Below are 26,067 nucleotides of genomic sequence, written 5' to 3'. Positions count from 1 at the left end.
TCAATGCCTAAGCTGTTTGAATACCGCTGTGTCTTAGTAGCGCATCAATTTCAGGCTCGCGACCACGGAAGGCTTTAAATAGCTCGCTTGGCTCTTGTGAACCACCTTTTTCTAAGATGTTCACTAAGAAGCTGCGGCCAGTGCCTTGGTTAAACACACCTTCTTCTTCAAAACGTGAGAAAGCATCACTTGATAACACTTCCGCCCATTTGTAGCTGTAGTAGCCAGCCGCATAACCACCACCAAAGATATGGCCAAAACTGTGTTGGAAGCGGTTAAATTCAGGTGCTTTAACCACAGCGTATTGCGCGCGTACATCGTTTAGCACGGTTTGAATATGCTCGGTTTTTTCTGGTGAAAATTGTGCGTGCATCGTGAAGTCGAACAAACCAAACTCGAGCTGACGTAACATTTGCATTGCTGACTGGAAGTTTTTCGCGGCCAACATTTTGTCTAGCATACTTTGTGGTAACGATTCGCCTGTTTCAAAGTGGCCTGAAATGAAACTTAATGCTTCTGGCTGCCAGCACCAGTTTTCTAAGAACTGGCTTGGTAGTTCAACAGCATCCCATGCAACACCGTTAATACCGGCAACACTAGAAGCGTTGATTTGCGTTAGCATATGGTGAATACCGTGACCAAATTCGTGGAATAAGGTGACCACTTCATCATGGGTAAATAACGCGGGTTTGTCCCCTACTGGGCCGTTAAAGTTACAAGTTAGGTAAGCAACTGGCAGTTGCACTGTGCCGTTGGCTAACTCACGGCGACCAACGCAATCGTCCATCCAAGCACCGCCACGCTTTTTCTCGCGTGCGTATAAATCTAGGTAGAAACTGCCGCGTAGCTGTTCGTTTTCGTCGTAAACGTCAAAAAATTTAACGTCTTGGTGCCATACATCAACGCCGTCACGTTGTTTAATGGTTAAACCAAATAAACGATTGACCACTTCAAATAAACCGGCAACAACGGTTTGTTCAGGGAAATATGGGCGCAACTCTTCGTCTGAAATTGCGTAACGCTCTTGTTTAAGCTTTTCGCTGTAGTAGGGTAAATCCCATGCAGCTAATGTTTCAACTTGATGTTTTTCTTTGGCAAATTCGTGTAATTCTGCCAGCTCTTGCTCACCTTGCGGTTTTGACTTAGCTGCCAAGTCTTGTAAAAAGCCAATGACTTGCTCGCTCGAATCAGCCATTTTGGTCGCCAGTGATTTATCGGCGTAGTGTTCAAAATCAAGTAGTTGTGCAAGTTCGTGGCGCAGTGCAAGAATCTCATTCATCACTTGTGAGTTGTCGAATTCACCTGCATTTGGGCCAAGTTCTGACGCGCGAGTAACAAATGCGCGGTACATTTTCTCACGCAGATCGCGATTGTCGCAGTACATCATGATCGGTAAGTAGCTTGGAAAATCTAAGGTAAATAACCATCCGTCAAGCGCTTTTGCTTGTGCAAGTTGGGCTGCTGCCGCTTTCGCGCTATCGGGTAGGCCACTTAATTCTGTTTCGTCGGTGATATTAACGGTAAATGCTTGTGTGGCATCGAGTAAATTGTTGTTAAAGCCCGAACCTAGTTCAGATAGTTTCGCCACAATTTCACCGTAGCGTTGTTGTTTCTCAGGTGCTAAGGCAATACCTGAGAGTTTGAAATCGCGAAGGGCATTATCAATGACTTTCTGTTGTGCAGTATCTAGTGTTTGGTAGTGTTCGCTTTCGGCAAGCTGTTTATAGGCTTGATATAAGCCTTGGTGCTGGCCAACAAAGGTGCCGTACTCTGACAGCAGCGGTAAACAACTTTCATAGGCTTCACGCAACTCTTCACTGCTTAACACTGAGTTTAGGTGTGATACTGGTGACCATAACTTTCCTAAAACATCATCAACTTCGTCAATCGGCATCACTAAATTTTGCCATGTGAATGTATCATTTTCGGTTAACACTTGGTCGATACACTGCTTGCAATCAGCAATGGCTTGTTCAACGGCAGGCTTTACGTGCGCTGGTTTAATCGCTGAAAATTGTGGTAGTGCGTGTGATTGCAATAATGGGTTTGTCATAAAGTAAGCCTTCGGCATCAGTTGTTATCAGCTATACATTTATAGCCAGTAGTCGCGTAATTCAAGAGGCGCACTATATTTATTGTATGTTAGTTCTAACTTTTGCAGCTAAGTGCTCGCTCTTGTTTGTACCTTTTTGCGTGTAAACCAATTGTATTGTTTTGTTTTACCTTGTGTTAACGCAATACGAGCAGCATAAATTTCGGCATAATATTGGGTTAGCTTTGTATTTCTTTTTTTAGTGTAGGATAAGTTAGTTTGCGTCGAATAATGTGGTGTCTGCTATTGCTGAGTGTGTTAATCACTCGCTCTGTTTTTGCGATCAGCAACACCAGTTTGTCATTATCAAACATTAGTGTGGCTGATGGTCTTAATAGTGCCAGTGTTTTTGCAGTGATGCAGGACACTAATGGCTACTTGTGGCTGGGCACAGAGCATGGTGTCAACATTTACGATGGATACACAATGCGCTCGCTAAGTGGCCCCGAAGGTGACTTTGAGCGCTATGCAGTGACGCAAATTGTGCAAGACAAACAAGGTATTGTTTGGCTAACCATGCCGGGTAAAGGCATCTACCGATACGACTCTCAAGCCGATAGTTATCAATTAGTCACCGATAGCGACTCCGTTATCACAACTGCTGATGCAGCTCATCAACCCAATTCTGGAGACTCGCCATGGCTTGCTATTGGGCAAAAGGTGTTGCGATACAGCCAAGCAAGCAAGCAAGTTGAATTGGTGCTTGATTTAACCGAGCAATTAGAAGGTGGGGAATTTATTGAGCGGGTGCATCAAGTTGAGCAATTTTTATTGGTCGCTACCCCCCGAGGCGCCTTTGTTCTGGAGTTATCCACTGGGCAAGTTAATCACTTAGATTTAGTGGTTAATCAGGTTGTTTCCAGTATTAGTTTAGACGGTTTTGAGGCCAACCGTTTGTATGACTTTGTTAGTTGGCGAGGTCACGTATTTGTTGCTACGGAAGCTGGCTTGATCATTTTTAAGATTGCCGATCTGGTGCGTTACTTTGACAATTTGGCTGAATTGCCTGTTGTTCATCCGAACGTTATGCATGGTGTGCGTGCGCTATATGCTGAGCAGGATAAAGTGCTAGTGGGCTCGCACGAAGGTGTGATGCAGGTGCAGCTAGGTGAAAGCAGCGCGGGTAGCGAAAACGGAACAGATATCGAAAGCAATACTGACATTAAAAATACAACCGCCCCCACATCGGCAGATTTCGTTTATCAGTTATTGTTTCGCTTTTCTGATATTAACCCACATGTTGCACACAATGATGTGTTGGATATTACCAAAGACAACAGTGGCATATTTTGGTTTGGTTCACAGTCAAATGGGGTTTATCGTTGGAATCCAAACAGTGAACTCATTTGGAATGTTGAGCATGTTAGCGCCACTAATAATAGCCCGCTAAATGAAGAAGTAAGCGGACTTGGTCTAGGCGGTGTATACGCCATGACTGCTGATAGCCAAGACCCGAAGATTATTTGGGCAAGTACGGGGCGTGTACTAAACCGCATCAATACTGAGACTAAAACAGTTAAACACTATGCTATCGACCTACACGAACACACTAGACATTTACACGCCGACATCACCAAACTAGTTGATAGCGGCGATACACTTTGGGTTGGAACTCAACAAGGAATTAGGCCTTTTAATAAGCGCTTAGAGCGGGTCGTGTCAGAACCTTTTTCTGCGGCAACTCAAACGTGGCTGTGTCAACATCATGGTGAGCACTATACGTTTGCCATATTGCAGCAAAGTTTATGGTTTTTTGGCTCGGAAGGGGCTGGGCGTATTTCGTTAAAAACTGGTGAAATGGAAAAACTTGATGCAATTAACAAGGTGTTATCACCTGACCAAATTCAGCGAGTTTTTGCCGATGTGGCATTATGGCCTGAGCAGTTAGTATTAACCACTCAAGATAGTATCTGGGTCTATAACCCAATGCTTGATTCGTTGAAATTGGTTTATCAGTTTCATCACAACCAAGAGTTTCGTCACGCCGAGATTAATAGCCTAGCGTTAGATGATAACAATATTTTATGGGTCGCCTATGATGGTGTTGGTTTGTTTGGGCTTGATGGTTTAAGCCTTGAATCTAGAGTATTTATTGACGCTGCTAGCACTTCCTTAGATGAGCATATTTATGGTGTAAAGACTGATACTGAGGGTCATTTATGGTTCGCGAGTCAAGTGGGGATTTATCGATTGGATAAAAACACTCGACACCTGCGTCAATTCGATATTGGTGATGGCCTTGCTACTAATGAATTTAATGCCGATGCATACCTTGCAATGGCCGATGGCAAACTTGCCTATGGCACAATGCTGGGCTTAAGTATTTTTAACCCGGTTCAACTGCACAACCAAAATGAGGCCATTAACCAAGACTTTAGCGTTAAATTTGCGGGCGTCAGTACGTTATCACGTGACTTAACTGTCCCTACATTTATTAATAATGATCAGACGTTTGCCTTCAAGCACAGTGATATTGGCATTCGTATCGACTTTACTACGTCTTCATTCTTACATCGCGACACTATTGAGTATCGTTACCAGCTCGTTGGACCTACTGAAATAAACGCGCCGTTTTCCAGTCAGCACTATGTTACTTTTCCGAGTTTAAGTTCTGGCGACTATGAGCTGATTGTGCGTGCTAAATCGCCTTACACAGGCGAGCTTTCTGCGCCTAGCTCCTTGTCGTTTAGTGTCTCATATCCATTGTGGCGAGCACCAGTAACCCTCGTTTTTTATGGGTTTAGTGTCTTAGTGTGCTTGTTTATTTGGCTTCGTTGGCGGGCCAATAAACAGCAAGAATTAATTGCTGCACACGAAGCGGTTAAGTTAAGAGAGCACCGTTTACAGCTAGCACTTACTGGCAGTGATAGCGAGGTGTGGGACTGGGAAAGCCAATCCAATCGTATTTATGCTAAGCGTTTTACCAAAGACTTAGGCTATGGGGCTCCGGATACATCGCTTGGCTTTGAAACTCACGTTGACTTGATCCACCCAGAAGACAAAGAGTTGTTTTTGTCCAAATGGCACGCGTTTTTGATGAGCGATTCGCCCGTTGACAGCTTTGAATGCAGCTATCGATTACAGCACAGCGATGGCCATTGGTTATGGTACAAAGATATTGGCAAAATTGTGACCCGCAATATCGATGGTGAGCCAGATCGCGTAACCGGATCTTATTCTAACATTACCCAAACGCGTGCCGATGAAGAGCGTGCATTAAACTTTGGTGATGCCTTTAAGCATACCCAAGACTGGGTGGTGATCATTGATGAAAACTTTGAGCGTGTCACGGTTAATCAATCAATGGGCCAAGTGTTCGGCTGGAAAAATGAAGAGTTTGACTACCATCGAGGGCTATTCGGGTTAACAGAAGAGCGCAGCAATTATTATCTTGAGCTGTTACCAACGCTGAAAAACAAAGGCCACTATAGCGGTGAAGAGCTGATTCAAACGCCGCTAGGTCAAGAATACCATGTGTTAATGAATATCAGTGTCAGCAAAAATAAAGTGAACAATACGCATCACTATATTTTTGTGATGACCGATATTAGTGCGCAGAAAAAAGCTGAGTTCGAGCTTAGACAATTAGCCAACTATGACCACCTAACCGGCTTACCCAATCGTTCATTATTACTTGAACGCATTAAGCACGGTATTGAACAGGCACGTCGCGCGCAACACACCATTGCCCTGTTTTTCATTGATTTAGACCGTTTTAAGCAGGTTAACGACTCGCTCGGCCATGACTATGGTGATTTGCTATTGCAAGAAATCACCGCTCGTCTGAATAGTGCACTTAGAGAAGACGACACAATTGCCCGCATTGGCGGTGATGAATTTGTGGTGCTGGTGGAGCATTTTAAATCGCATAATGATTTAAGCCGCATTGCGCAAAAGATTATTGATGTGGTTGAGGTGCCAGTGAAACTGAAAAGTACCACCGTGAGTGTTGGCGCCAGCATTGGTATTGCGATGTACCCTGAAGATTCAGGGTCGCAAGACGAGCTATTGCGCAATGCCGACGTTGCCATGTATCACGCCAAACAACAAGGCCGCAACAACTTCCAGTTCTTTACCGAACGTATGAATTTGGAAGCTAAACAGCGGTTAACCATGGAATCCAGCCTTAAGCAGGCGGTGAGAAACGATGAGTTTTTCAATGTTTATCAGCCCGTGATTGATGCCCACACAGGCAAGATTATTGGTGCTGAATTACTCATGCGTTGGAAAAGTGAAGAGGGCTTAGTATCACCTGACAAGTTTATTCCACTTGCCGAAGAAATGGGCTTGATCGCCACCATGACCGGGATTGCTCTCGATAAGGCGTTGGTACTACTTAAAGTATGGCGTGCGCTAAGCCCTAACTTTTACTTGTCGATTAACGTATCAGCCAAACATTTTGCTGACGCTAGTTTAGTCACCTTCTTGGAAAACAAGTTTAATGATTATCAAATACCTGCTGGTGCTTTAAAAATAGAAGTGACCGAAAGCGCATTTATGAGCGAGCCAGAAAAAGCGATAGAAACCATCAATACGCTTTCTGCTATGGGCTGTCGCTTAGCGTTAGATGATTTTGGTACTGGCTATTCATCACTGTCTTATATCAAACAGCTACCGCTTGATATTATTAAGATTGATCGCAGCTTTGTTAGTGGTATTGGCGAATCGCCTGAAGACGAAGCAATTGTAGACTCAACACTGGTATTGGCACGAAGTTTAAATATTGCCTGTGTTGCCGAAGGCGTAGAAACCGAAGCACAGCTTCAGTACTTAGTTGATCATCAATGCCACTTGATCCAAGGCTATTTTTATTACTCGCCGCTGGCCATGGATGAGCTGACAGAAAAACTCGCGGAGAATAAAAATGAGTTTAGTACGGTCGCTAAAGGTTAGACAAAGGTTTGGCAAAAGTTAGGCATAGTAATGCAAGCTTGTAATTTGCCTTTTCCTCCCCCATTAATTAACGATAACAAAACGATTAGGTTTATAGGTACACAATTATGACTCAACATTTTGATTTTCTCGCCATTGGCGCAGGTAGTGGCGGTATTGCTTCAGCTAACCGTGCAGCGAGGCATGGTAAAAAAGCAGCCGTAATTGAAGCGAAGGCAATTGGTGGAACTTGTGTAAATGTTGGTTGTGTGCCGAAAAAAGCGATGTGGTACGCAGGGCAAATTGCCGACGCATTGCACTATGCGCCAGACTACGGTTTCAATGCACCACTGCAAAGCTTTGACTGGGCAACCTTAATTAAAAACCGTGAAGCGTACATTGAGCGTATTCACGCCGCATATCAACGTGGTTTTACCGCCAATGATGTCACCGTTATTCAAGGTTTCGCTAAGTTTGTAAATAAAAATACCGTTGAAGTGAACGGTGAGCTTTACTCTGCTGATCATATTGTGATTGCAACAGGTGGTCGCCCTAGCATTCCAAATATTGAAGGCGCTGAATATGGCATCGATTCAGATGGCTTCTTCGCGTTAACTGAACAACCTAAATCTGCAGCTGTTGTTGGCGCAGGTTATATAGCTGTAGAGCTAGCAGGCGTTTTACATGCGTTAGGTACAGAATCACACTTGCTTGTTCGTAAAGAAAAGCCATTGCGCGGTTTTGATGAAATGTTAAGTGACACGCTAGTTGAGCAAATGGCGAAACATGGCCCAACACTTCACAACCAAAGCGTGCCAACTAAGGTTGAAAAACACGACAACGGCCAGTTAACCGTTCACCTTGAAAACGGTAAGACAGTTGGCCCGGTTGATACCCTAATTTGGGCGATTGGTCGCGAGCCAGCGACTGATCAAATTAACCTTGAAGCGACGGGTGTTGAAACCGACGAGCGTGGCTTTATTCCAACCGACAAATACCAAAACACCAATGTAGACGGCATTTATGCTGTGGGTGATAACACAGGCCGAGTGCAGTTAACGCCTGTTGCTGTGGCTGCTGGTCGCCGTTTATGTGAGCGTTTATTTAACAATAAACCATACGAGCACTTAGACTATGAAAATGTCGCCACCGTGGTCTTTAGTCACCCAGTTATCGGTACGGTTGGCTTAAGCGAGCAAGAAGCGATAGAGCAGTACGGTGAAGATCAAGTTAAGGTGTATAACTCACAATTTACGGCACTTTATCAAGCAATTACCGAAGATTACCGCGACCCAACACGCATGAAGCTAGTATGTGTGGGCAAAGAAGAGAAAATTGTTGGTATTCACTCAATTGGTTTTGGCAGCGATGAATTGCTACAAGGTTTTGCTGTGGCGATGAAGATGGGCGCAACTAAGGCTGATTTTGATAATACAGTGGCGATTCACCCGACTTCGGCTGAAGAATTTGTGACTATGTAGATTTTTCCTGAGAAAACTTGCCACAAACTCGTTTTCTCTCGATTCACTTGAATAACACACTGCCCTCGCTAAGTTAGCTCAATTTAGTGAGGGCTTTTTTGTTCTTAAAAACACTTTTATGGATACCTCTCTCGCTCTCTTCCTTTTAATTTTGAGCTTGGTTTATTCTCATAGTTTCTAACCTGCTAGCAATGAACATTTGGATGATTTGCTAGAAAGTTTGTACGAACTGCCGCCATAGTATTCTGCAAATTTCTTATATTTCTATTCTTAAATCCAGGTGCATCAAGTCACGAATATTCTCTAGTGAATGAGGCCATTAACCTTGAAGAATATGAACATACTTAATTCAAAACTTCTCATCACTGTCTTATTTTTCACACTGATATTGTCTTCGTTTGCCAGTTATTCGTCTGAACGAAAATTATCTCAGGCCATTGCGGTGGATGTGTTAATTGGGTCAGATGATATTGACGGGCTTCGCTTAGCGTATCGACCACATGTTTATCACCTTGAAGATATCTTATTTGTCGATCAGCTCTATATATATTGGGAAGTGAGTGTGAATTTTTGGGAGTATGGTGAATCAAACCAGCATGAGACGAACTATGTACTGGCTTTTTCTCCCGTAATTGGTCAAACGTTTTATCACATCAAAGGAAAATATCCGATTAGATGGGAGTTTGGCGTTGGCATATCACTTGTGGAAGATACTAGATTTGCCGGCAAAGACATTGGCTCTCACTATCAGTTTGAAGACAGGCTCGGTTTGGCAATAGATTTTGGTCAAAACAATAGTCAATCTGCGGCAATTCGGTACATGCATTACAGTAACGGAGGCCTTAATAGTAAAAATCCAGGGGTTGATTTCTTAAACTTATCTTATGCCTATTCGTTTTAGCCTATCGTGTTATTGCCGAATCGCTTTTACGTAGTTTGATGGCACGTTAAAATCATAAAAGCCAGTGCGAATATAAGTAACTTAGGAATAAAGAATGGCCACAGCTCCTCACACTAAAAAACAGCCTCATAAACTGGTAATGCATGGCCATGAACGTGTCGATAATTACTATTGGTTGAGAGATGACAGCAAGCAATCGTCGGAGGTGATTGCTCACCTAAGTGCTGAAAATGCACATTGCCGACAAGCGCTCGCCCACACCGAAGCATTGCAAGAGTGCTTGTTTCAAGAGATGGTTGCTCGGCAGGTAAAAGAACGTCAGTCAGTCCCTTTCAAACACGGTGCCCATTTCTATTGGCATGAGTATGCAGGGGATGCTGAATATCCTATTTACTGGCGCGATGCGTCGGCGCAAAAGCAAAGAGCTCTGCAGATACTCGATGCAAATGTGTGCGCCAAAGACCATGCATACTATGATCTCGCGCCAATTGAAGTGAGTGAGGATGGCACCTATGCTGCGATTGCCGAAGATACCAATGGCGATAGACTTTATCAGGTTTCGGTAAAGGACATTGAAGATGGTAGCTATTTAAACGACAAACTTGTTGATACTTCCGGTGAGCTGGTTTGGTGTAATACCGGTCGCTGCTTTTACTATGTAAAAATGCATCAGCAAACCTTATTACCCTTTCAAGTGTATCGCCACAGGCTTGGCACAACGCAAGATAACGATGAACTCTTGTACGAAGAAACAGATCAACGCTTTTGGACTCAAATTGCTAAAAGCAAAGATAAGGCGAGCATTGTAATTTATCACGGCACCAAAGAGTCGAGTGGTGTTTCTCTGTTAAGTGCAGATGACGAATCTGCCAGCGTAGTTACGCTCTTGCCAAAAGAAGAAAATCACCTTTGCTGGCTTGAGTTGGTTGATGATCGCGCTTTTATTTTAACTAACTGGCAGGCGAAAAATTTCAAAGTTGTCACCACTAGCATAAGTACTATTGCTGATAAATCGACTTGGCATGAAGTTGTTGCGCATAGAGAAGATGCGCTGCTAGAAAACTTTGAAGTGTTTAATCAACATCTAGTGTTTAGCCAACGCGTTAAAGGGCTGCCACAGTTTATCGTTAAGAGCTTAGATTCTGGGCAAGAACTTCAGCTTAAGTTTAATGACTCGGCTTTTTCTGCCTACTTTCAGGACAATCTTGATTTAGCGGCTAAACGGGTGCGTATTAACTATAACAGCATGACTACACCAGAATCGGTACTTGAGTTTGAATTAAGCTCTGGCGAACCAACCCTGTTGCAACAGCACCAAGTTGCCGGTGAGTTTAATGCACAAGATTATTGTTGTGAGCATATTGAAATTGGCGCGCGTGACGGTCAGCAAGTACCCGTCACACTTGTTTATCGCAAAGATAAGTTTAACCCGAGTGAAAATCCGATATTGATTGATGGTTATGGCGCCTATGGGTTCAATGTTGATGCTGATTTTTCTTACAGCCGATTAAGTTTGCTCGACCGCGGTATTGTTTATGCATTTTGCCATGTGCGCGGCTCTGCTATGTTGGGTCGCCATTGGTATGAACAAGGGAAAATGTTAAATAAGCAAAATACCTTCAATGACTTTGTTGATGCTACGCAAGCCATAGTCGCTTTGGGTTTTGGCGCTGCTGACAAGGTGTTGGCAACCGGTGGCAGCGCAGGCGGTTTGTTAATTGGTGCTACGCTTAATCAGGCACCAGAGCTTTACTTGGCGTGTGCGGTTCATGTTCCTTTTGTTGATGTGCTGACAACTATGTTAGACGAAAGTCTGCCATTGACCTGTGGTGAGTATGATGAATGGGGTAACCCTAATGATAAAACCTACTATGACTGCATATTAAGCTACTCGCCGTACGATCAAATTAAGCGACAGGCCTACCCTCATCTGCTCGTTACTTCAGGTTTATACGACTCACAGGTGCAGTACTTTGAACCTGCTAAGTGGGTAGCTAAACTCCGAGAATACAAAACGGATAATAATTCCTTGTTGTTTAAGTGTGATATGGAAGTGGGCCATGGCGGTCAATCTGGGCGCTTTAACCAGTATCGCGAAGTTGCCTTGGAGTATGCTTTTTATCTTGATGTATTAGCTAGGGCGTGTTGATCTTTCAGAGTTGTTTTTGCAGCAGTCTGTTTGGGCTTTATACAAGGCGGCACTTGTGTGGTGTAGTCATTCTCCATAAATAAGTGCCCACACAGTAGAAAATTCAAACAGACGCTGCCCTGCGGGTTCATCTAAACGCTTCCTGCTCATTGTTGCTCGCTTTTTACATAGAACGACTATGCGACAAAGCGAGCGCCGCGATCAGAAAGCGTTTAGATTGAACAAAATTCAATCTCGAAAGATCAACACGCCCTAGAGCTTAAGATAAAAAATTCATCTAACTTTTGCTTAGTTATTCGCCAGCCCTTATGAATTGTGTCTTAGAAAATTTAGTTATTTTAGCCTGTCAAATAACGTTCAAAAAATTTTAATAATCTTCTGGTAATGGGGTAATTATCTGGTAATCTTTTACCCCTTGTTCGAACTTTGGTTGCTTTTTGTACAAAAACCGAAGCAAACAAGTTAAATGTTTTATCCACAAAAATAAAAATAATAAATGTTGTGTGTAAAAAGGATTTCTGCCTCATCTTTTTTATGTATTCCAACAACTTATGAAATGACATCTGATTTAAGTGAAAACTTATCTCGGAGATTTATAATGCTTGTTAACAAACTTATCCACAATAATTACTGAAACTTTCAGCTGAATTAGCCTCTTGTCTATCCACCAACTCGGTGCCTGTGCTGGAGACAATTTTCAGGATATGGCATGCTTAGCTAAATTTACTCTAAGTTGACAACACACTATGGCAAGTTCAGCCCTTTCACCACTCATTTTGGTTGATGGTTCTTCTTACTTATTCCGCGCATATCACGTTCCTTATTTGCAAGCTTTATCCACAGCTGATGGTCACCCAACAGGGGCAATCACAGGTGTGCTAAATATGATCAAAAGCCTGCAAAAAGATTATCCAAACGGCAATATCGTGGTGGTGTTCGATGCTAAGGGAAAAACATTCCGCAATGATATGTATGCCGAATACAAAGCGAACCGCCCGCCTATGCCAGAAGATTTACGCTGTCAGATTGCACCGCTGCACGAAATGATTGCTGCTATGGGCTTTCCATTACTGGTTATTGAAGGGGTCGAAGCGGATGATGTTATTGGCACGTTAGCAAAACAAGCATGTGAAAAAAGTATCGAAACGGTTATTTCAACTGGCGATAAAGACATGGCGCAGTTGGTAACTGAGCACGTAACTTTACTTGATACCATGAAAGAGAAAATTACCGATATTGACGCTGTTAAAGAAAAGTACGGTTTTGCACCTGAGCATATGATTGATTACTTAGCGCTGATGGGCGATGCGGTGGATAACATTCCAGGTATGCCAGGTGTTGGTGATAAATCTGCCAAAGCGCTAATTGCTGGCATTGGTGGAATTCGCGATATTTACGAGCGATTAGACGACATAGCAGGTCTTGGCTTTCGCGGCAGTAAAAGCTTAAAGCCGAAAATGATCGAGCACGAAGAAATTGTTCGCCTGTCATATGAGCTCGCGACAATAAAATGTGATGTTGAACTTGAGCAACAAGTAGATGAGTTACAACCAGTAGAACGCGATCTGGATAAATTGACTGAGCTTTTCACTCAGTATGAATTGCGTCGCCACTTAGCGGATCTGAAAAAGCCAACAGTATCGGCTTCAAGTAGTGACGTTGCCGCATCGCAAGCGCCAGAGACCCAAGAAGAAAGCAAAGAGCAAGGTGAAGATGAAAGCGAAACAGTGACTGCTGAATACGACATTATTCTCACCGAAGCAGACTTCAACACATGGTTAGCAAAGCTCAAAGCTGCCCCTTTATTCGCGTTTGATACCGAAACCACCAGTATTGATTACATGCAAGCAGAACTTGTCGGCTTATCCTTCTCTCACGAAGTTGGCAAGGCTGCCTATGTACCTGTTGCCCATGAGTATGTAGGCGCTCCAGAGCAGCTAAGTCGCGATTGGGTCTTGGCACAGTTAAAACCTTTGCTAGAAAGTGATGAGCATAAAAAGGTCGGACAAAACTTAAAATATGATGCGCATGTGCTAAGTCACTACAACATTAATTTAGCCGGCATTGAATTCGATACCATGCTTGAATCTTATTGCTACAACAGTGTGGCAAGCCGTCACAATATGGATGCGCTGGCGAAAAAATATTTGAACCACGAAACTGTTCATTTTGAAGATATTGCCGGCAAAGGCGCTAAACAACTAACGTTTAACCAAATTGAGATCGAAAAAGCCGGTCATTATGCCGCGGAAGATGCTGATATCACCTTGCGTTTACATCAGGCATTGCACGCAAAACTTGTTAAAGATAAAGGCCCGTTATCCGTTTTTACGGATATCGAGCTTCCGCTTAGCCAAGTATTGCAACGTATGGAAAGCCACGGTGTATTGATTGACAGTGATGTGCTGGCGGAGCAAAGCCAAGCGATCGGCGCTCGTTTAGCGGAGTTGGAAATTGAAGCGCATAACATTGCGGGTAAAGCATTTAATTTAGCTTCACCTAAGCAACTGCGTGAAATCTTGTTTGAAGAGTTAAAAATTCCTGCGATCAAGAAAACGCCAAGTGGTGTGCCATCAACGGCTGAAGAAGTATTGCAAGAGTTAGCACTTGACTACCCACTGCCAAAGCTGATTTTAGAGCACCGCGGCCTAGCCAAGCTAAAATCAACGTATACCGATAAGTTACCGTTGCTAGTGCAACCGAAAACAGGTCGAGTACATACTTCGTATCATCAAGCAGTTGCAGCAACAGGTCGCTTGTCATCAACCGATCCAAATTTACAGAACATTCCTATTCGCAGTGAAGAAGGCCGTAAAATTCGCCAAGCCTTTATTGCACCACAAGGTTACAAAATTGTTGCGATCGACTACTCGCAAATTGAATTGCGAATTATGGCGCACTTGTCTGACGATCCGGGCTTAGTGAAAGCGTTTAGCGAAGGTAAAGATGTTCACAGTGCAACCGCAGCTGAAATTTTTGCGGTTGATGTTGATAGTGTCACTAGCGATATGCGCCGCAGCGCGAAAGCCATTAACTTTGGTTTAATTTACGGTATGTCAGCATTTGGTTTAGCCAAGCAAATTGGTGTTGGCCGAAACCAAGCGCAAGACTATATGAACAAATACTTCGAGCGCTACCCTAACGTCATGCAGTACATGGAAGATACGCGTAAGCAAGCGAGCGAGAAAGGCTATGTTGAGACCTTGTTTGGCCGTCGTTTGTACTTGCCTGATATTAAAGCCCGCAACCAAGCACGTAAAAAAGCGGCTGAGCGCGCTGCCATCAACGCCCCTATGCAAGGCACTGCCGCTGATATTATTAAAAAGGCAATGCTAGCAGTAGATCAATGGATTGCTACGCAGCCAGCTGATGTGGTGAAAATGACCATGCAAGTGCATGATGAATTGATTTTTGAAATCAAGGAAAGTGAGTTAGCACAAGTGACAGCCAAATTGGTTGAAATCATGAATGCGGCAGCTGAATTAAATGTGCCATTAATCGCAGAAGCGGGTAGTGGCGATAATTGGCAACAAGCTCATTAATACCAATTTCAATAAATACTTAATCATTCTGGCTGGTTAAAATGCTCATAAACTGCGTTGTTATTTTTGAAATTAGAACAACTAGTTACTAAAAAATAACGCCTTGTTTATGAACCTTTTTCCTACGCCATAATTGATCAATTAGTTAATTCAATTGGTATAAATCACAAATGTTGTAAATTAACAGCGATCGATCAATAAAGCCGCAAATGCGGCTTTTTTTATTGTAACAATCATCACTTTACGTTTTTTTACAACTAAAATGAAAAAAAATTACAAAATATGCTTTACAGGAATAGAGTCCTTACTCTATAATTCATCCTGTTCCTCGACGTGAACGCTTGTTGTAATAATTGTATATTCTAGCTTTCCCCATAAGCTAATACGCCGGTGATTTTGTTATCACCGGTTTTTTTATGTCTGTAATTTAATTTCACTTACTTGAATATAAATAACAACCACCTTATCAGAAGGTAGCTTCTAACCATTATTCTATTTCACACTTCTTATTTCACTTAGCCTTAACCGCTTGGCCGTTTGTGTCCTAACTACGCTTTTCTATGCATATAAAAATAATCTGTCAAGTTCGCCAGTAATTCGCGTAGACATTCAACTGTGATCGCTAACCAGAGTATTTGGTCAATTTATCGCCCTACACTTTGTAACAAACAAATATTAGCCATCTAACCAATTGTCACTATAATTAATTTCATACCTATCGGTACAGATTTGGCGAAAACTTAATGAAGTCGCCCAATTAGCGCGGCAATAAGAGAGGAATAAGCAGATGACTAAATTAAAAACTCACACAGTAGACAGTGCACCTGAAGCAAGTAAACCACTACTAGACAACTCGTTAAAAGCATTTGGTATGGTGCCTAACTTACACGCAGTATTGGCAAGTTCACCAGAGACGCTAAAAGCTTACCAAGTGTTACACGAACTATTTTCTAACTCATCGTTTGATGCTGATGAACTTACGGTTGTGTGGCAAACCATTAATGTTGAACACGAATGCGGCTACTGTGTGCCGGCGCATACAGGTATTGCCCACTCAATGAAAGTGAGTGAAGAGATCATTAATGCGTTGCGCAACAAAACTCCGCTACCAACAGAGAAGTTAGAAGTACTTCGCGATACGACATTAGCGATTGTTCGCAATCGCGGTCACATTGATGGTGCTGAATTAGAGCGTTTCTTCGCAGCTGGGTATGGTGATCAGCAAGTACTTGAAATCATCTTAGGTCTATCGCAAAAAGTGATAAGTAACTACACTAATCACATTGCTGAGACAGAATTAGATGCCCCGTTTAAGCAATTCGCGTAATCATTAGCCTATCTGGTGTTTAGTGCCTGCGCCCTAAACACCAGATTGCGGATACGAGCATGGCGGCGTAAAATATTCATTAGCGAGATGTGAATGATTATACCAATTCAATTGGTATAAGTAGCCTTAGGAAAAGTACGTGGTAAGTGGTCGAAAACGAGAATTTGATGAACAAGTTGCGCTGCAAGCTGCGATGGAAGTGTTTTGGCAAAAAGGCTATAGCGGTACCTCGCTTAGCGATTTAACCAGCCGAATGGGCATTAACAAGCCCAGTTTATACAGTGCATTTGGCAATAAAGAATCATTGTTTATCAAGGCTACACAGCTATACATCAATAGCAAAATGAAGCCACACTTGGAAATCCTTAATAACCCTTCGCTATCGTTGTTTGAGCGCCTTAAACAATATTTAATGTCGATTATTAATCAACAATGCTGTGTTAACTCTCCTAAAGGTTGCTATCTAGTGCTGTGCCAGTCGGAAATTGTCGGGGGAGATCTACCTGCACAAGCTAGTGCTGTGTTGGCGACAGCTGAGTCTATACCCAAGCAAGTATTTACTGAACTATTTCAACACGATCGTGAAGCTATTTCATTAAACCTCGCCAATCAAGCTGAGCAAATTGCGCTTACCTTATACACTATGCTTAAAGGCACAGCAGCAATGGCTCGCTCTGGCGTAGAAGCAAATGAACTGGAAGTTGTGGTTGATACTTGCTTAAGCGGTTTAGGTTTAACTAGGCCTGAATAAGTAAGAGCTCGCTTCTGTTATTTTGAGTCATTTTACCGGCTTCACTTTAACGGTTACTTGCGTATTAAAGCCATTGCCAAACAACTCACCTTTTAGTGATACTGAAAAGCTGAGCTCATTGATTTCGTAGGCATCAGGAATAATTGAAGATACTTTTGATAGCACTATTTTACCGAAATTTGCTGACAGCACTTCTTTAACATTATCTACCACGCCTAAATTTTCTTGCTCGGCATTAGCGATTTCTAATTTGTTTTTTACGTCAATGGGTAAATCTTGCTCGTTGATTTCCAATTCAAATGAATCCATTAGCTACTCCATATTTAAATAGCGGGTGTAAATACGCTCTGCGATCGTTGTATCGCATTTCATGACATGCTCCCATACAGCAGCAATCGACATTTCTTGTTCTTGCTGGTGAAGCTGGGCGAAATGATGATGTAATTGTTGGGCGTATTGGTAAGGAATAATGATCAGGGGCGACCAAACTTCGCAGCCGTTTCGCTCACATAGTTTGATCGCGATATTGTTGTGATAAGGTGATAGTGATACGCCACAAGACGATAGCACTAGCAGGCTATCTTTACCCTCAAAGCTATATGCGTCTGCTTCTGCGTAATTAATCGTAAGCTTGTGATCGTCAATACTACCGATACTACTTTCGCCCAACACTATGTTGGCATTGCTTTCATCATGATGCCCAACCAAGTGAATAATGCTACTGGACTCTAAATGCTGGTAAAGCTCAGGTAGTGAACTTGGCGTATTTACCGTTTGCTCAATCTCTTCAGCAGGCTGAATGCCGAATGCTAAATATTTATCAGTCGAAAGCTGATAATCAAATGCGGTGAAGTCAATTTTGACAAAATTGCTGTCATCCAACACGTTGCGATAAAGATGCCATGCCTGACCTATTGCTAAGGTTTGGGCACCTGGTTTCGGACGCGGTCTAATCCACTCCCAAGGGATGCCTAGAAGCTCACGATTGATGCACAACACGGCTTTATTCACCATATGCAAATGGGTGGCAAGCAATGATTCGCCTTCAGGGGTAAGAATATTCGACGCCAGTGTAGAACCTGCAACATCAAGTGCGGCATGGGTTAACTTTCCTTGGCTTGCTAAGGCACTAATGCTCGACACTTGTTCGTCCACTAAGCTTTGAAGCGCCGGAAAATCAGCATGTGAGCCGATGATGTGTTCGCTGCAGTCGTCGCCGCCAACAATCGATAAGACAATTTTTAGGGTATTTTGATTCAGGTAAGTGTTGATGATCGCCAGATTCGAACGCACGATATCCTCGCGACTTGGGGTGACTTGCGTTAGTTTGACGTTATAGCGCTGTTTTTCACAGGCTTGTTCAAATGGCAAATTCAAGCTTGGAAAGGTTTGATAATTCCTAATGTACTGAGATTTCTGGTGCGCAGAATTAAAATAGCCGGTTGCTTTCGTTGCGTAATAAACCTCACCTTCACCATCGTTAGCCGCTAATGCGATAAGGTAAGTTGAATCTCTGGTATAGGAGCCATTGGCGTCTACTGCTACTTTGATATTGGTGCCTCCCATACCATTGTCGAGCAGCAGTTGAACATTGGTTTCTTGGATATTGAAGTCTAGCTCGCAATGTTCAAAATTGTGTTCGTTAGTGCACTTGTTAAGGAGTTCTTGAAATCGGTGTTCGCGAAATGAGTGCACCTCTTCAATTACTTCTTGTGCCATTAATTCAATTTCAGCTAACCGCTTAAATTTACTGCCATCTATGCGCTTGAGTAGCGATGTTAGTCCTTCCCAAATACGATCAGTGAGAAAACCAAAATTATGAATCGACTTCGTTAGTTGATATAAAGGTTCACTTTTCGGTTTTGACGTCAACTTAGTTAGTGCTGACTTTTCTAATTCAAATGCCTTTTTTAAGTACTCTTCAATTGAATCAAGTAGGTCAACAAGCCTAGGTGTAAACTCTGTATCGCTTTTGCGGCTATTGCAGTATGTATAGAAGGACTTGTGCTCGGCTTTCACGTCAAGCATTACATTAGTGAGGTAATCTGGTGTGCTGATAAACGATTCCACGTAATAATGCCCGGACTGCGTTAGATAAAAGGCTTCTGGTTCACCTACGCGATCAATCGAAACCGAGGTCGTGCCACGAATTAACAGAGTCAACATCAGTTTGTTTAAGGTCTGTTGGACTAAACGTTCGGAATAGCCCATCAAATTTAAACAAGCGACTATGTTTTTGTAGATGATCACACCATCGGCAATCAGCGATAAAGTACGATATGGCAATAAATAAGATTCTTCATTACCACACTCGACGTATAGCAGGTTTGGAATAGTGATCAACGACGTGTCACTGCGGTAGATATCGTGTTCAGCGCGCATCAAGTAATGCAAAGGATGATGCAAATGCCCTTCTATTGTTTTTTGCAAGAACAATGGGTAAACCGGAAATCCATGATGACAAAATAAGCGCATAATAATTAAGGCTAAATGGCGAGTGTCATCAGAGCTAATGGTTTCCATCAGCTTAAATACATCATCATCAGGTTGGCGACCACGCAGTAGGTGATTCACGCTTGAAAAAAAGTTCAGTAGATTAGTTTTGGTGACCGTACGATTGTAGAGTTTATAGGTGGTTTTATTGCTGCTGCGATGCTTCATAAAGGTGTTGACCACACGCTCACCCAACATGTTAAACCAAACAGTAAAATCAGGTGGTGACAAATTAAGTCGATAACCAAACATAGCTCGGGAATTTCCCCGCAATGCAAGGCGCTGCATACTGTTGGGACGAATGCACACAATAGTTGGCAAGTCGGTTTGAATGCTAATTTGCCGTGATAACGCGGTTGCTTTGGCAATGAAGTCGCAATGCAGATGATCTAAATTATCAAAAACCACGACCAACTTGTCTTTTTGTGGCTTTTGTAACTGCCGGCTCAAATGTGTGAGTGCACCAGTAATACTCTCGGTTTTGTCTTCTTTGAGAATTGCTTTAACTTTTTTCAATAACTCTCGGCCAAAAACCTCGCTAGGTAGTGCTTCAACTGCGTCGTAGAAAAGCTGACACAAGCTGATTTTTCCTTCGCTTTCGATTATGGCGCGACAATCAATATTGAGGAATTGTGAGCCTTCGTTGACCCCTGACTGTTGGATAACCCAGCTAACATAATTGATAAATGACGATTTGCCGACCCCACGATGACCCACTATCGCAATTTGTCTTCTGCCACTGTAATTGGTCAACATACCAATTAAATCAATTTCCTGTTCACCTAATTGATAGTGCTTGAATTTTATGCTGATTTTACTCTTCAGTTTTTCTAACGTTTCTGCTGAAAAATAAGAGCGCCGTTGAATATAGTAGGGAAAGACTTCGCCATTTTTTTGCTGGGCACTTTTAAGCGGTTCTAGTGAAATGGCTTCATTGATAATCGTGTCGAATAACACCCAAAACTCATTTACTTTGCTTTGATTGCGGGTATCAAGCGATGGTCGCCAATGTCTCATGTGCACGTCCTTTGTGGTTAATCTAGTTAACATTGCCTTTCGGCGGCATTGAGTATGGAGGACAGATGGAATGAATCTAAAGCGCGCAACACATCGTAACTCTGCCTATTAACGTTAGTACAAAGTTTGAGCATCTTCATGCTAAATTGTATGCTACTGACAAGACTCAATAAAAAAGCTATTGCTCGTGAGCTGGCTGATAACTAATGGAATGGAATCATGAAATTTGAATTAAACGGTAGCGCCGTAGAGGTTGATGTCGAGGATGATATGCCACTACTTTGGGTACTGCGTGATGAATTGGGACTAACGGGCACTAAGTTTGGTTGTGGCCTAGCGCAATGTGGTGCCTGCACTGTCCACTTTAATGGCACCGCGATGCGCTCATGCCAGTTACAAGCACAAATGGTAGACGGCCAAAAAATTACCACCATTGAAGGACTTGGAACACCTCAAGCGATGCATGCGGTGCAACAAGCATGGGCCGAGCATCAAGTGGCGCAATGTGGGTATTGTCAGTCGGGCCAGATGATGCAAGCCGCCGCCCTATTGGCGTTTAACCCTACCCCGAGTGACAGTGATATTGATGCCGCCATGTCGGGCAACTTATGTCGTTGTGGCAGTTACCCTCGTATCAAACAAGCGATTTATAGCGCTAGTAAGCTTTTGCGCCAAGGGGCTGCTGATGAGTAAGCTTGGCACATTCACCCGTCGCACTTTCTTAATCGGCTCTGCGGCAATTGCCGGTGGTATTGCCTTTGGTACCTATAAATATCTAACGCCTGCAGACAACCCGTTGCTCGATGGATTAAAAGAAGGTGAGGCAGCATTAACGCCATTCGTTAAAATTGATGCCAATGGCGTGACTTTAATAACCCCACGGGCTGACAAAGGCCAAGGAGTATATTCACTTCAGGCCATGTTGCTTGCAGAAGAGCTTGATGTTGACCCCTATCAAGTGACTCTTAGCCCAGGTAAGCCAAGTTTGGCTTACTATAATGGCGCCGTCATTGACGAAGCTATGCCTGGTTTTGGCGATGTTATCGGTAAGTTGTTGGGTTTTCAAATTACCGGCGGCAGTTCAACGGTACCAGATTTATATCAGCGTTTGCGTATGGCAGGAGCGGTTGCTCGTGAAACGTTAAAAATGGCGGCGTCTGTTGTCTACAATGTGCCACTTGAGGCATTAACAACAGAAAATGGCTTTGTGATTTTACCTGATGAACGAGCAATTAGTTATCAGGAACTCGCACCAAGTGCTGCCAATATTGCACCTCAAAATGAGGTGACACTGCGCCCTGCTAGCCAATGGCGGTACTTAGGCAAGCCACATCAACGACTTGATACCCTAGCCAAATCAACGGGAACACAAAATTACGGCATTGATATGCAAGCCGATAACATGGTTTACGCCAGTGTTCGCGCCAATCCTGGTTTGGGGGCACCAGTAAAGTCGTTCAATGCCAGTAGTGCTAAAAAAATGCGCGGTGTTAAACGGGTTATGCCGATTACTAATGGTGTTGCGGTGGTTGCTGACAACACGTGGCGAGCTTTTAAAGCGGTAAATGCGATTGAAATTGAATGGCAACCAGCCCCCTATCCCGCCAATTCAGCGCAAATGTGGCAAGTACTTGAAAACCATATTCAACCTGAATTTGAGAATATTCAGCGCCTTGATAACGGGCGTGTTGAACAAGTGTTAGCGAGCGGCACACCATCAGAGTTAGTCAGTGCTGAATACCGCACCCCCTATTTAGCCCATGCGCCATTAGAGCCAATGAATGCGACAGTGTTGATAACCGATACCCGCATCGACATTTGGACAGGCACTCAAATTCCCCGTTTTATTGAAAATCATGTTGCCCAACTTACGGGCTATGCCAAAGCGAATGTTCACTTGCACGTGCTGCCAATGGGCGGCAGTTTTGGTCGCCGTTTAGAAGATACTTACGTATTACAAGCGGTGGAAATCGCCATGGCAATGAAAGGCACACCAGTAAAAATGACATGGTCACGCGAAGAAGACATGAGTCACGATTACCCAAGGCCAATGACGCTTGCAAAAGCAAAAGGCCGAGTCAGTAACGGACAAGTTGTCGCCATGGATATGCAATTGGTCAGCGCTTCATTAATGGCGTCTTGGTTTGGGCGAATAGATAACGCACTACCAGGGCCAGATGCCACCATCACCACAGGTGCCGACGATCAACCCTATGGTATTGAACACTATCGAGTCACTGGCTACAAAGCACCAGAAATGGTGCCGATCAGTTCTTGGCGCTCGGTTGGCGCTTCACAAAATGGCTTCTACCATGAATCATTTTTAGATGAGCTTATTGTGCAAGCTGGCGCAGACCCAATGGCTGAACGTATTCGCCTATGTAACGACCCTGTTGCCGATCAAGTCTTGGCAACCTTAGCTGAACTTGCTAACTGGCAAGGCAGTAAGCCAAGTAAAAACCGTGGGCGCGGAGTGGCTATGACTCGCTCATTTGGCGTTGCCTGTGCTTATGTGGTTGATGTGACGAACACACCGGCAGGGATTCGTATCGACAAGGTTTATATTGTGGCTGATGTTGGCCTAGTGCTAGATCCGGTTAATGTTGAGGCGCAACTGTTTGGCGCTGCGATTTGGGGGCTAGGGCACGCCATCAATTGTGAGCTGACGTACGATAACTATGCACCTCAGCAGACGAACTATCATCAATATCAAGGGATGCGTCTGAACCAAGTACCGGAATTTCACATTAAAGTACTGGAAAACAATCAGTCCATTAAAGGCATTGGCGAACCGGGCGTACCACCGGCGGCCCCTGCTCTTGCTAATGCGATTTTTGCTGCAACAGCTAAGCGCATTCGCGAGCTACCTATGAATAAGACAGTGAATTTTATTTAGTGATGTTTGGCAGGCTTCAACAGCGCCGATTTTGCTTAGTCAGCGAAAGGAGCAGTATCTAAAAAAGCAGCACCTAAAGCTTTAGGTGCTGCCTTATCGTTATCACATTGCTGCAAGCAAGGTTGCTGAGATTAGTCTAGCAGTGCTCTTAACATCCATGCTGTTTTCTCATGTACACGCATGCGGTCTGAAGCTAGTGCCGCAGAAGATTCATCATCAGCATCTTGAGCCACTTTTAGTGCTGCGCGGCAGGTACGAACCACAGTTTCATGAGCTCGGGTTAAAATGCTGACCATGTCACTTGCACTTGGTACACCTTCCACTTCTTCAATTGAGCTTAGTGCAGCAAATGCTTTGTATGTGCCAGGTGCTGCAACGCCTAGTGTGCGAATGCGTTCGGCAATTTCATCAACCGCATCGGCCAATTCAGTGTAGTGCTCTTCAAACATTAAATGCAGTTCACGGAATTGGCGACCAGTGACATTCCAGTGAAAATTATGTGTTTGTAGGTAAAGCGTATATGAGTCTGCGAGTAAGTGCTTTAATTGCTCCGCTACGTTAATTCGGTCTGCTTCGTTAATTCCGATATTGATTGTATTTGCGCTCATCATTATTCCTTGGGTCTTTGCTGGTCTGAATTCAGCGATTAATTTCTTCTAGTGGTTAAATTAGCAATACTCTGCGGATCTGCTGAGGGGGCGACTGGCACTTGATGCTTTTGCTTTGTCCCAAATTTTTTCATGGAAAAAGTAGGCAACGGTATTAATTGCTGGCTCAACAATGGCAACTAAGCCACCCAATACAAAATCACCGGTAATGGCATAAGTGACGCCAAAGGCGACAGAAAAATGCGTAATTGCGAAGGTCGTTGTTTTAGCCATTGTTGGTTTCCTATTTTGGTTGCTCTGCCCAGTTAAAGCTGAGTTAATTACCTAGCACTTAATAAGTGTTTAATAATTGCTAACGTTTTATTGGAGCAGGGTTTAACCCAACTTCACTTTGCACAATTGATCGCCGTAGTAATTGTTTTTGTAATTACATTCGTTTGCCTTGTTTTTAACAGCTTCCGCTTTAACGGAATGATTGCGGTTGAACTGGCGAATAACTGATTGAATAACATTTTTCATAATGGTTAGCCTTATCTTGCTTGTGCTTGCTATCAATGCCCGTAGAGCGAAATAACAAGTGCCTGTGTTTGTTTGATGAAGCTAGTATGCGACCAAGGTGTTAATTATAAAAATTAATTAAAATTGTTATTACAATCAGTTTTTTCGAACATAATGGTTTTATGCCTGCATTCAACTCGTCAACACATATTACTAACCAACACATAGCAGCTAAGTGAAACAACAAACCTGAGAGTCAGAGCGAGCAAAAGCGCAAGAAAAGCGCAGGAAAAGTACAACAGTGAAATAGAAAGTGAGATGAAAATTGGATCGTTCAGTATTCGGCTTTGACAAGCAAGCCGTTTTAACAAGCAAATCGTTGAGCCTTTGCCAGCAGCATAGGCTCAACGATTACGCGATTTATTTTGATGATTGCGTTTAACGTTGTCTAATTGGCAGCAGTTTTCGGTAACTATTTGGGCTTAGTGCACAGCAACTTAAGTTGCTGACGAAATAGCTTCATCAACACTTCAATGTCATTGGTTTTAACGTAGTTAGGACGAATAATAAAGGCAATGCTACGGTGCGGGCCTGGCTCATTTAAGTGTAATGCGCGCAGTTCACTTTCGTTATGTAGCAATTGTTGTAGTGCCATCTCTGGTACTAACGTGGTGCCTAATTTACCTGCTACCATCTGGACTATTGTATGTAAGCTAGTGGCATCAAAGGTTGAGTCTTTCTCTACGCTTTTATGTTGGCAAGCAGCAAGGGCGTGATCTTTTAAGCAATGTCCTTCCTTGAGCAACATGAGCTTGTCCATTGCCATTTCTTGCGTGCTGATTTCTTTCGTGTTGGCAGGGCATTCTTCGTGGTGGCAAACCATATAAAAGTCTTCTTGCCAAAATTCGAAACTCATCAAGCCATCAATCGCATAAGGTAGTGCTAAAATTGCCGCGTCTAAATCACCTGTGCGCACTCGATCAACTAACTCGTGCGACTGTGCTTCAACAATTTTTAAGCGAAAATCTGGGTAGTTTTTGCGTACTTCCGGTAGCACTTTCGGTAATAAGTAAGGGCCAATGGTTGGAATAATGCCAAGCGTCATTGGGGTACTCAGCGGTGATTTATCCATTTGTGACAGCTGCATAAGTTCTTCAAGTTCCAACTTAACTTGTTGAGCCTTTGCTAACACTTGCTGACCGATATCAGTAATAAAAACGTGCTTGTTATTACGTTCGAATACTTTGAGGCCAAGCTGAGTTTCCATTTCATTAATAGCAGAGCTTAATGCTGACTGCGACACGTTGCACATTTCTGCGGCTTTTTTAAAGTGCAAGGTTTTACCAACCGCTAGCGCGTAATTGATTTGCTTAAGAGAAATCATCTTGTTGTTCTAATAAATCGAATATAACGTTCATTTTAATCAAATTTCGATTGCTT

General features: G+C 43.2%; 16 protein-coding genes. 9 read left to right on the top strand and 7 right to left on the bottom strand.

Features of this window, described 5'->3' with window-relative positions:
- Positions 1-7: 7 nt before the first annotated feature.
- Complete coding sequence (gene prlC, locus DXX92_RS18505; RefSeq protein ID WP_116002518.1) at positions 8-2,053, bottom strand: oligopeptidase A; 2,046 nt, start codon at positions 2,051-2,053, stop codon at positions 8-10.
- Positions 2,054-2,311: 258 nt separating this feature from the next.
- Between prlC and DXX92_RS18500 the strand changes: the two genes are divergently transcribed.
- The 7 genes from DXX92_RS18500 to DXX92_RS18470 all read left to right on the top strand — a co-directional run bounded on the left by DXX92_RS18500 (position 2,312) and on the right by DXX92_RS18470 (position 17,115).
- Positions 2,312-6,985 (top strand): EAL domain-containing protein, encoded by a 4,674-nt coding sequence (locus DXX92_RS18500; RefSeq protein ID WP_147301993.1) that lies wholly within the window; start codon positions 2,312-2,314, stop codon positions 6,983-6,985.
- 107 nt (positions 6,986-7,092) lie between these two features.
- On the top strand, positions 7,093-8,445 hold the full coding sequence (gorA, locus tag DXX92_RS18495) for a glutathione-disulfide reductase (protein WP_116002139.1): 1,353 nt from the start codon (positions 7,093-7,095) through the stop codon (positions 8,443-8,445).
- A 334-nt stretch (positions 8,446-8,779) separates the two neighbouring features.
- Positions 8,780-9,346, top strand: coding sequence for an acyloxyacyl hydrolase (locus tag DXX92_RS18490; protein WP_245961562.1), 567 nt, complete (start codon positions 8,780-8,782; stop codon positions 9,344-9,346).
- A 94-nt stretch (positions 9,347-9,440) separates the two neighbouring features.
- Positions 9,441-11,495: a S9 family peptidase gene (locus DXX92_RS18485; protein ID WP_116002137.1), complete on the top strand. Its 2,055-nt coding sequence runs from the start codon at positions 9,441-9,443 to the stop codon at positions 11,493-11,495.
- Positions 11,496-12,241: 746 nt separating this feature from the next.
- Positions 12,242-15,037: a DNA polymerase I gene (gene polA, locus DXX92_RS18480; RefSeq protein WP_116002136.1), complete on the top strand. Its 2,796-nt coding sequence runs from the start codon at positions 12,242-12,244 to the stop codon at positions 15,035-15,037.
- Positions 15,038-15,824: 787 nt separating this feature from the next.
- The gene (locus DXX92_RS18475) at positions 15,825-16,364 is read left to right on the top strand and encodes a carboxymuconolactone decarboxylase family protein (protein ID WP_116002135.1); all 540 of its coding nucleotides are present in this window, start codon (positions 15,825-15,827) and stop codon (positions 16,362-16,364) included.
- A 139-nt stretch (positions 16,365-16,503) separates the two neighbouring features.
- On the top strand, positions 16,504-17,115 hold the full coding sequence (locus DXX92_RS18470; protein WP_116002134.1) for a TetR/AcrR family transcriptional regulator: 612 nt from the start codon (positions 16,504-16,506) through the stop codon (positions 17,113-17,115).
- A gap of 27 nt (positions 17,116-17,142) precedes the next feature.
- Here the strand turns inward: DXX92_RS18470 and DXX92_RS18465 are convergent, their stop codons facing one another.
- Entirely contained in the window at positions 17,143-17,424 is a 282-nt protein-coding gene (locus tag DXX92_RS18465; RefSeq protein ID WP_116002133.1) for a hypothetical protein, read from the bottom strand.
- 3 nt (positions 17,425-17,427) lie between these two features.
- Positions 17,428-20,625 carry an ATP-binding protein gene (locus DXX92_RS18460; protein ID WP_116002132.1) on the bottom strand — a complete coding sequence of 1,066 codons (3,198 nt, stop codon included), beginning with the start codon at positions 20,623-20,625 and terminating at the stop codon, positions 17,428-17,430.
- A 219-nt stretch (positions 20,626-20,844) separates the two neighbouring features.
- Between DXX92_RS18460 and DXX92_RS18455 the strand changes: the two genes are divergently transcribed.
- Both DXX92_RS18455 and DXX92_RS18450 read left to right on the top strand, forming a co-directional pair.
- Positions 20,845-21,318 carry a (2Fe-2S)-binding protein gene (locus DXX92_RS18455; RefSeq protein ID WP_116002131.1) on the top strand — a complete coding sequence of 158 codons (474 nt, stop codon included), beginning with the start codon at positions 20,845-20,847 and terminating at the stop codon, positions 21,316-21,318.
- The gene (locus tag DXX92_RS18450; RefSeq protein WP_116002130.1) at positions 21,311-23,521 is read left to right on the top strand and encodes a xanthine dehydrogenase family protein molybdopterin-binding subunit; all 2,211 of its coding nucleotides are present in this window, start codon (positions 21,311-21,313) and stop codon (positions 23,519-23,521) included. The genes DXX92_RS18455 and DXX92_RS18450 overlap by 8 nt, the downstream gene beginning before the upstream one ends.
- A gap of 131 nt (positions 23,522-23,652) precedes the next feature.
- Here the strand turns inward: DXX92_RS18450 and DXX92_RS18445 are convergent, their stop codons facing one another.
- The 4 genes from DXX92_RS18445 to DXX92_RS18435 form a co-directional block, all read right to left on the bottom strand.
- A complete protein-coding gene (locus tag DXX92_RS18445; protein WP_116002129.1) occupies positions 23,653-24,129 on the bottom strand; it encodes a Dps family protein in 477 nt (158 codons plus the stop codon).
- Positions 24,130-24,189: 60 nt separating this feature from the next.
- Positions 24,190-24,402: a DUF2061 domain-containing protein gene (locus tag DXX92_RS18440; RefSeq protein ID WP_116002128.1), complete on the bottom strand. Its 213-nt coding sequence runs from the start codon at positions 24,400-24,402 to the stop codon at positions 24,190-24,192.
- A 102-nt stretch (positions 24,403-24,504) separates the two neighbouring features.
- The gene (locus DXX92_RS19125; RefSeq protein ID WP_181901787.1) at positions 24,505-24,648 is read right to left on the bottom strand and encodes a hypothetical protein; all 144 of its coding nucleotides are present in this window, start codon (positions 24,646-24,648) and stop codon (positions 24,505-24,507) included.
- A 451-nt stretch (positions 24,649-25,099) separates the two neighbouring features.
- Positions 25,100-26,011 carry a hydrogen peroxide-inducible genes activator gene (locus DXX92_RS18435; RefSeq protein WP_116002127.1) on the bottom strand — a complete coding sequence of 304 codons (912 nt, stop codon included), beginning with the start codon at positions 26,009-26,011 and terminating at the stop codon, positions 25,100-25,102.
- Positions 26,012-26,067 lie beyond the last annotated feature (56 nt).

The sequence above is a fragment of the Thalassotalea euphylliae genome (assembly GCF_003390395.1).
Classification (GTDB): domain Bacteria; phylum Pseudomonadota; class Gammaproteobacteria; order Enterobacterales; family Alteromonadaceae; genus Thalassotalea_F; species Thalassotalea_F euphylliae_C.
This window is presented reverse-complemented; position numbering and strand designations above follow the sequence as displayed.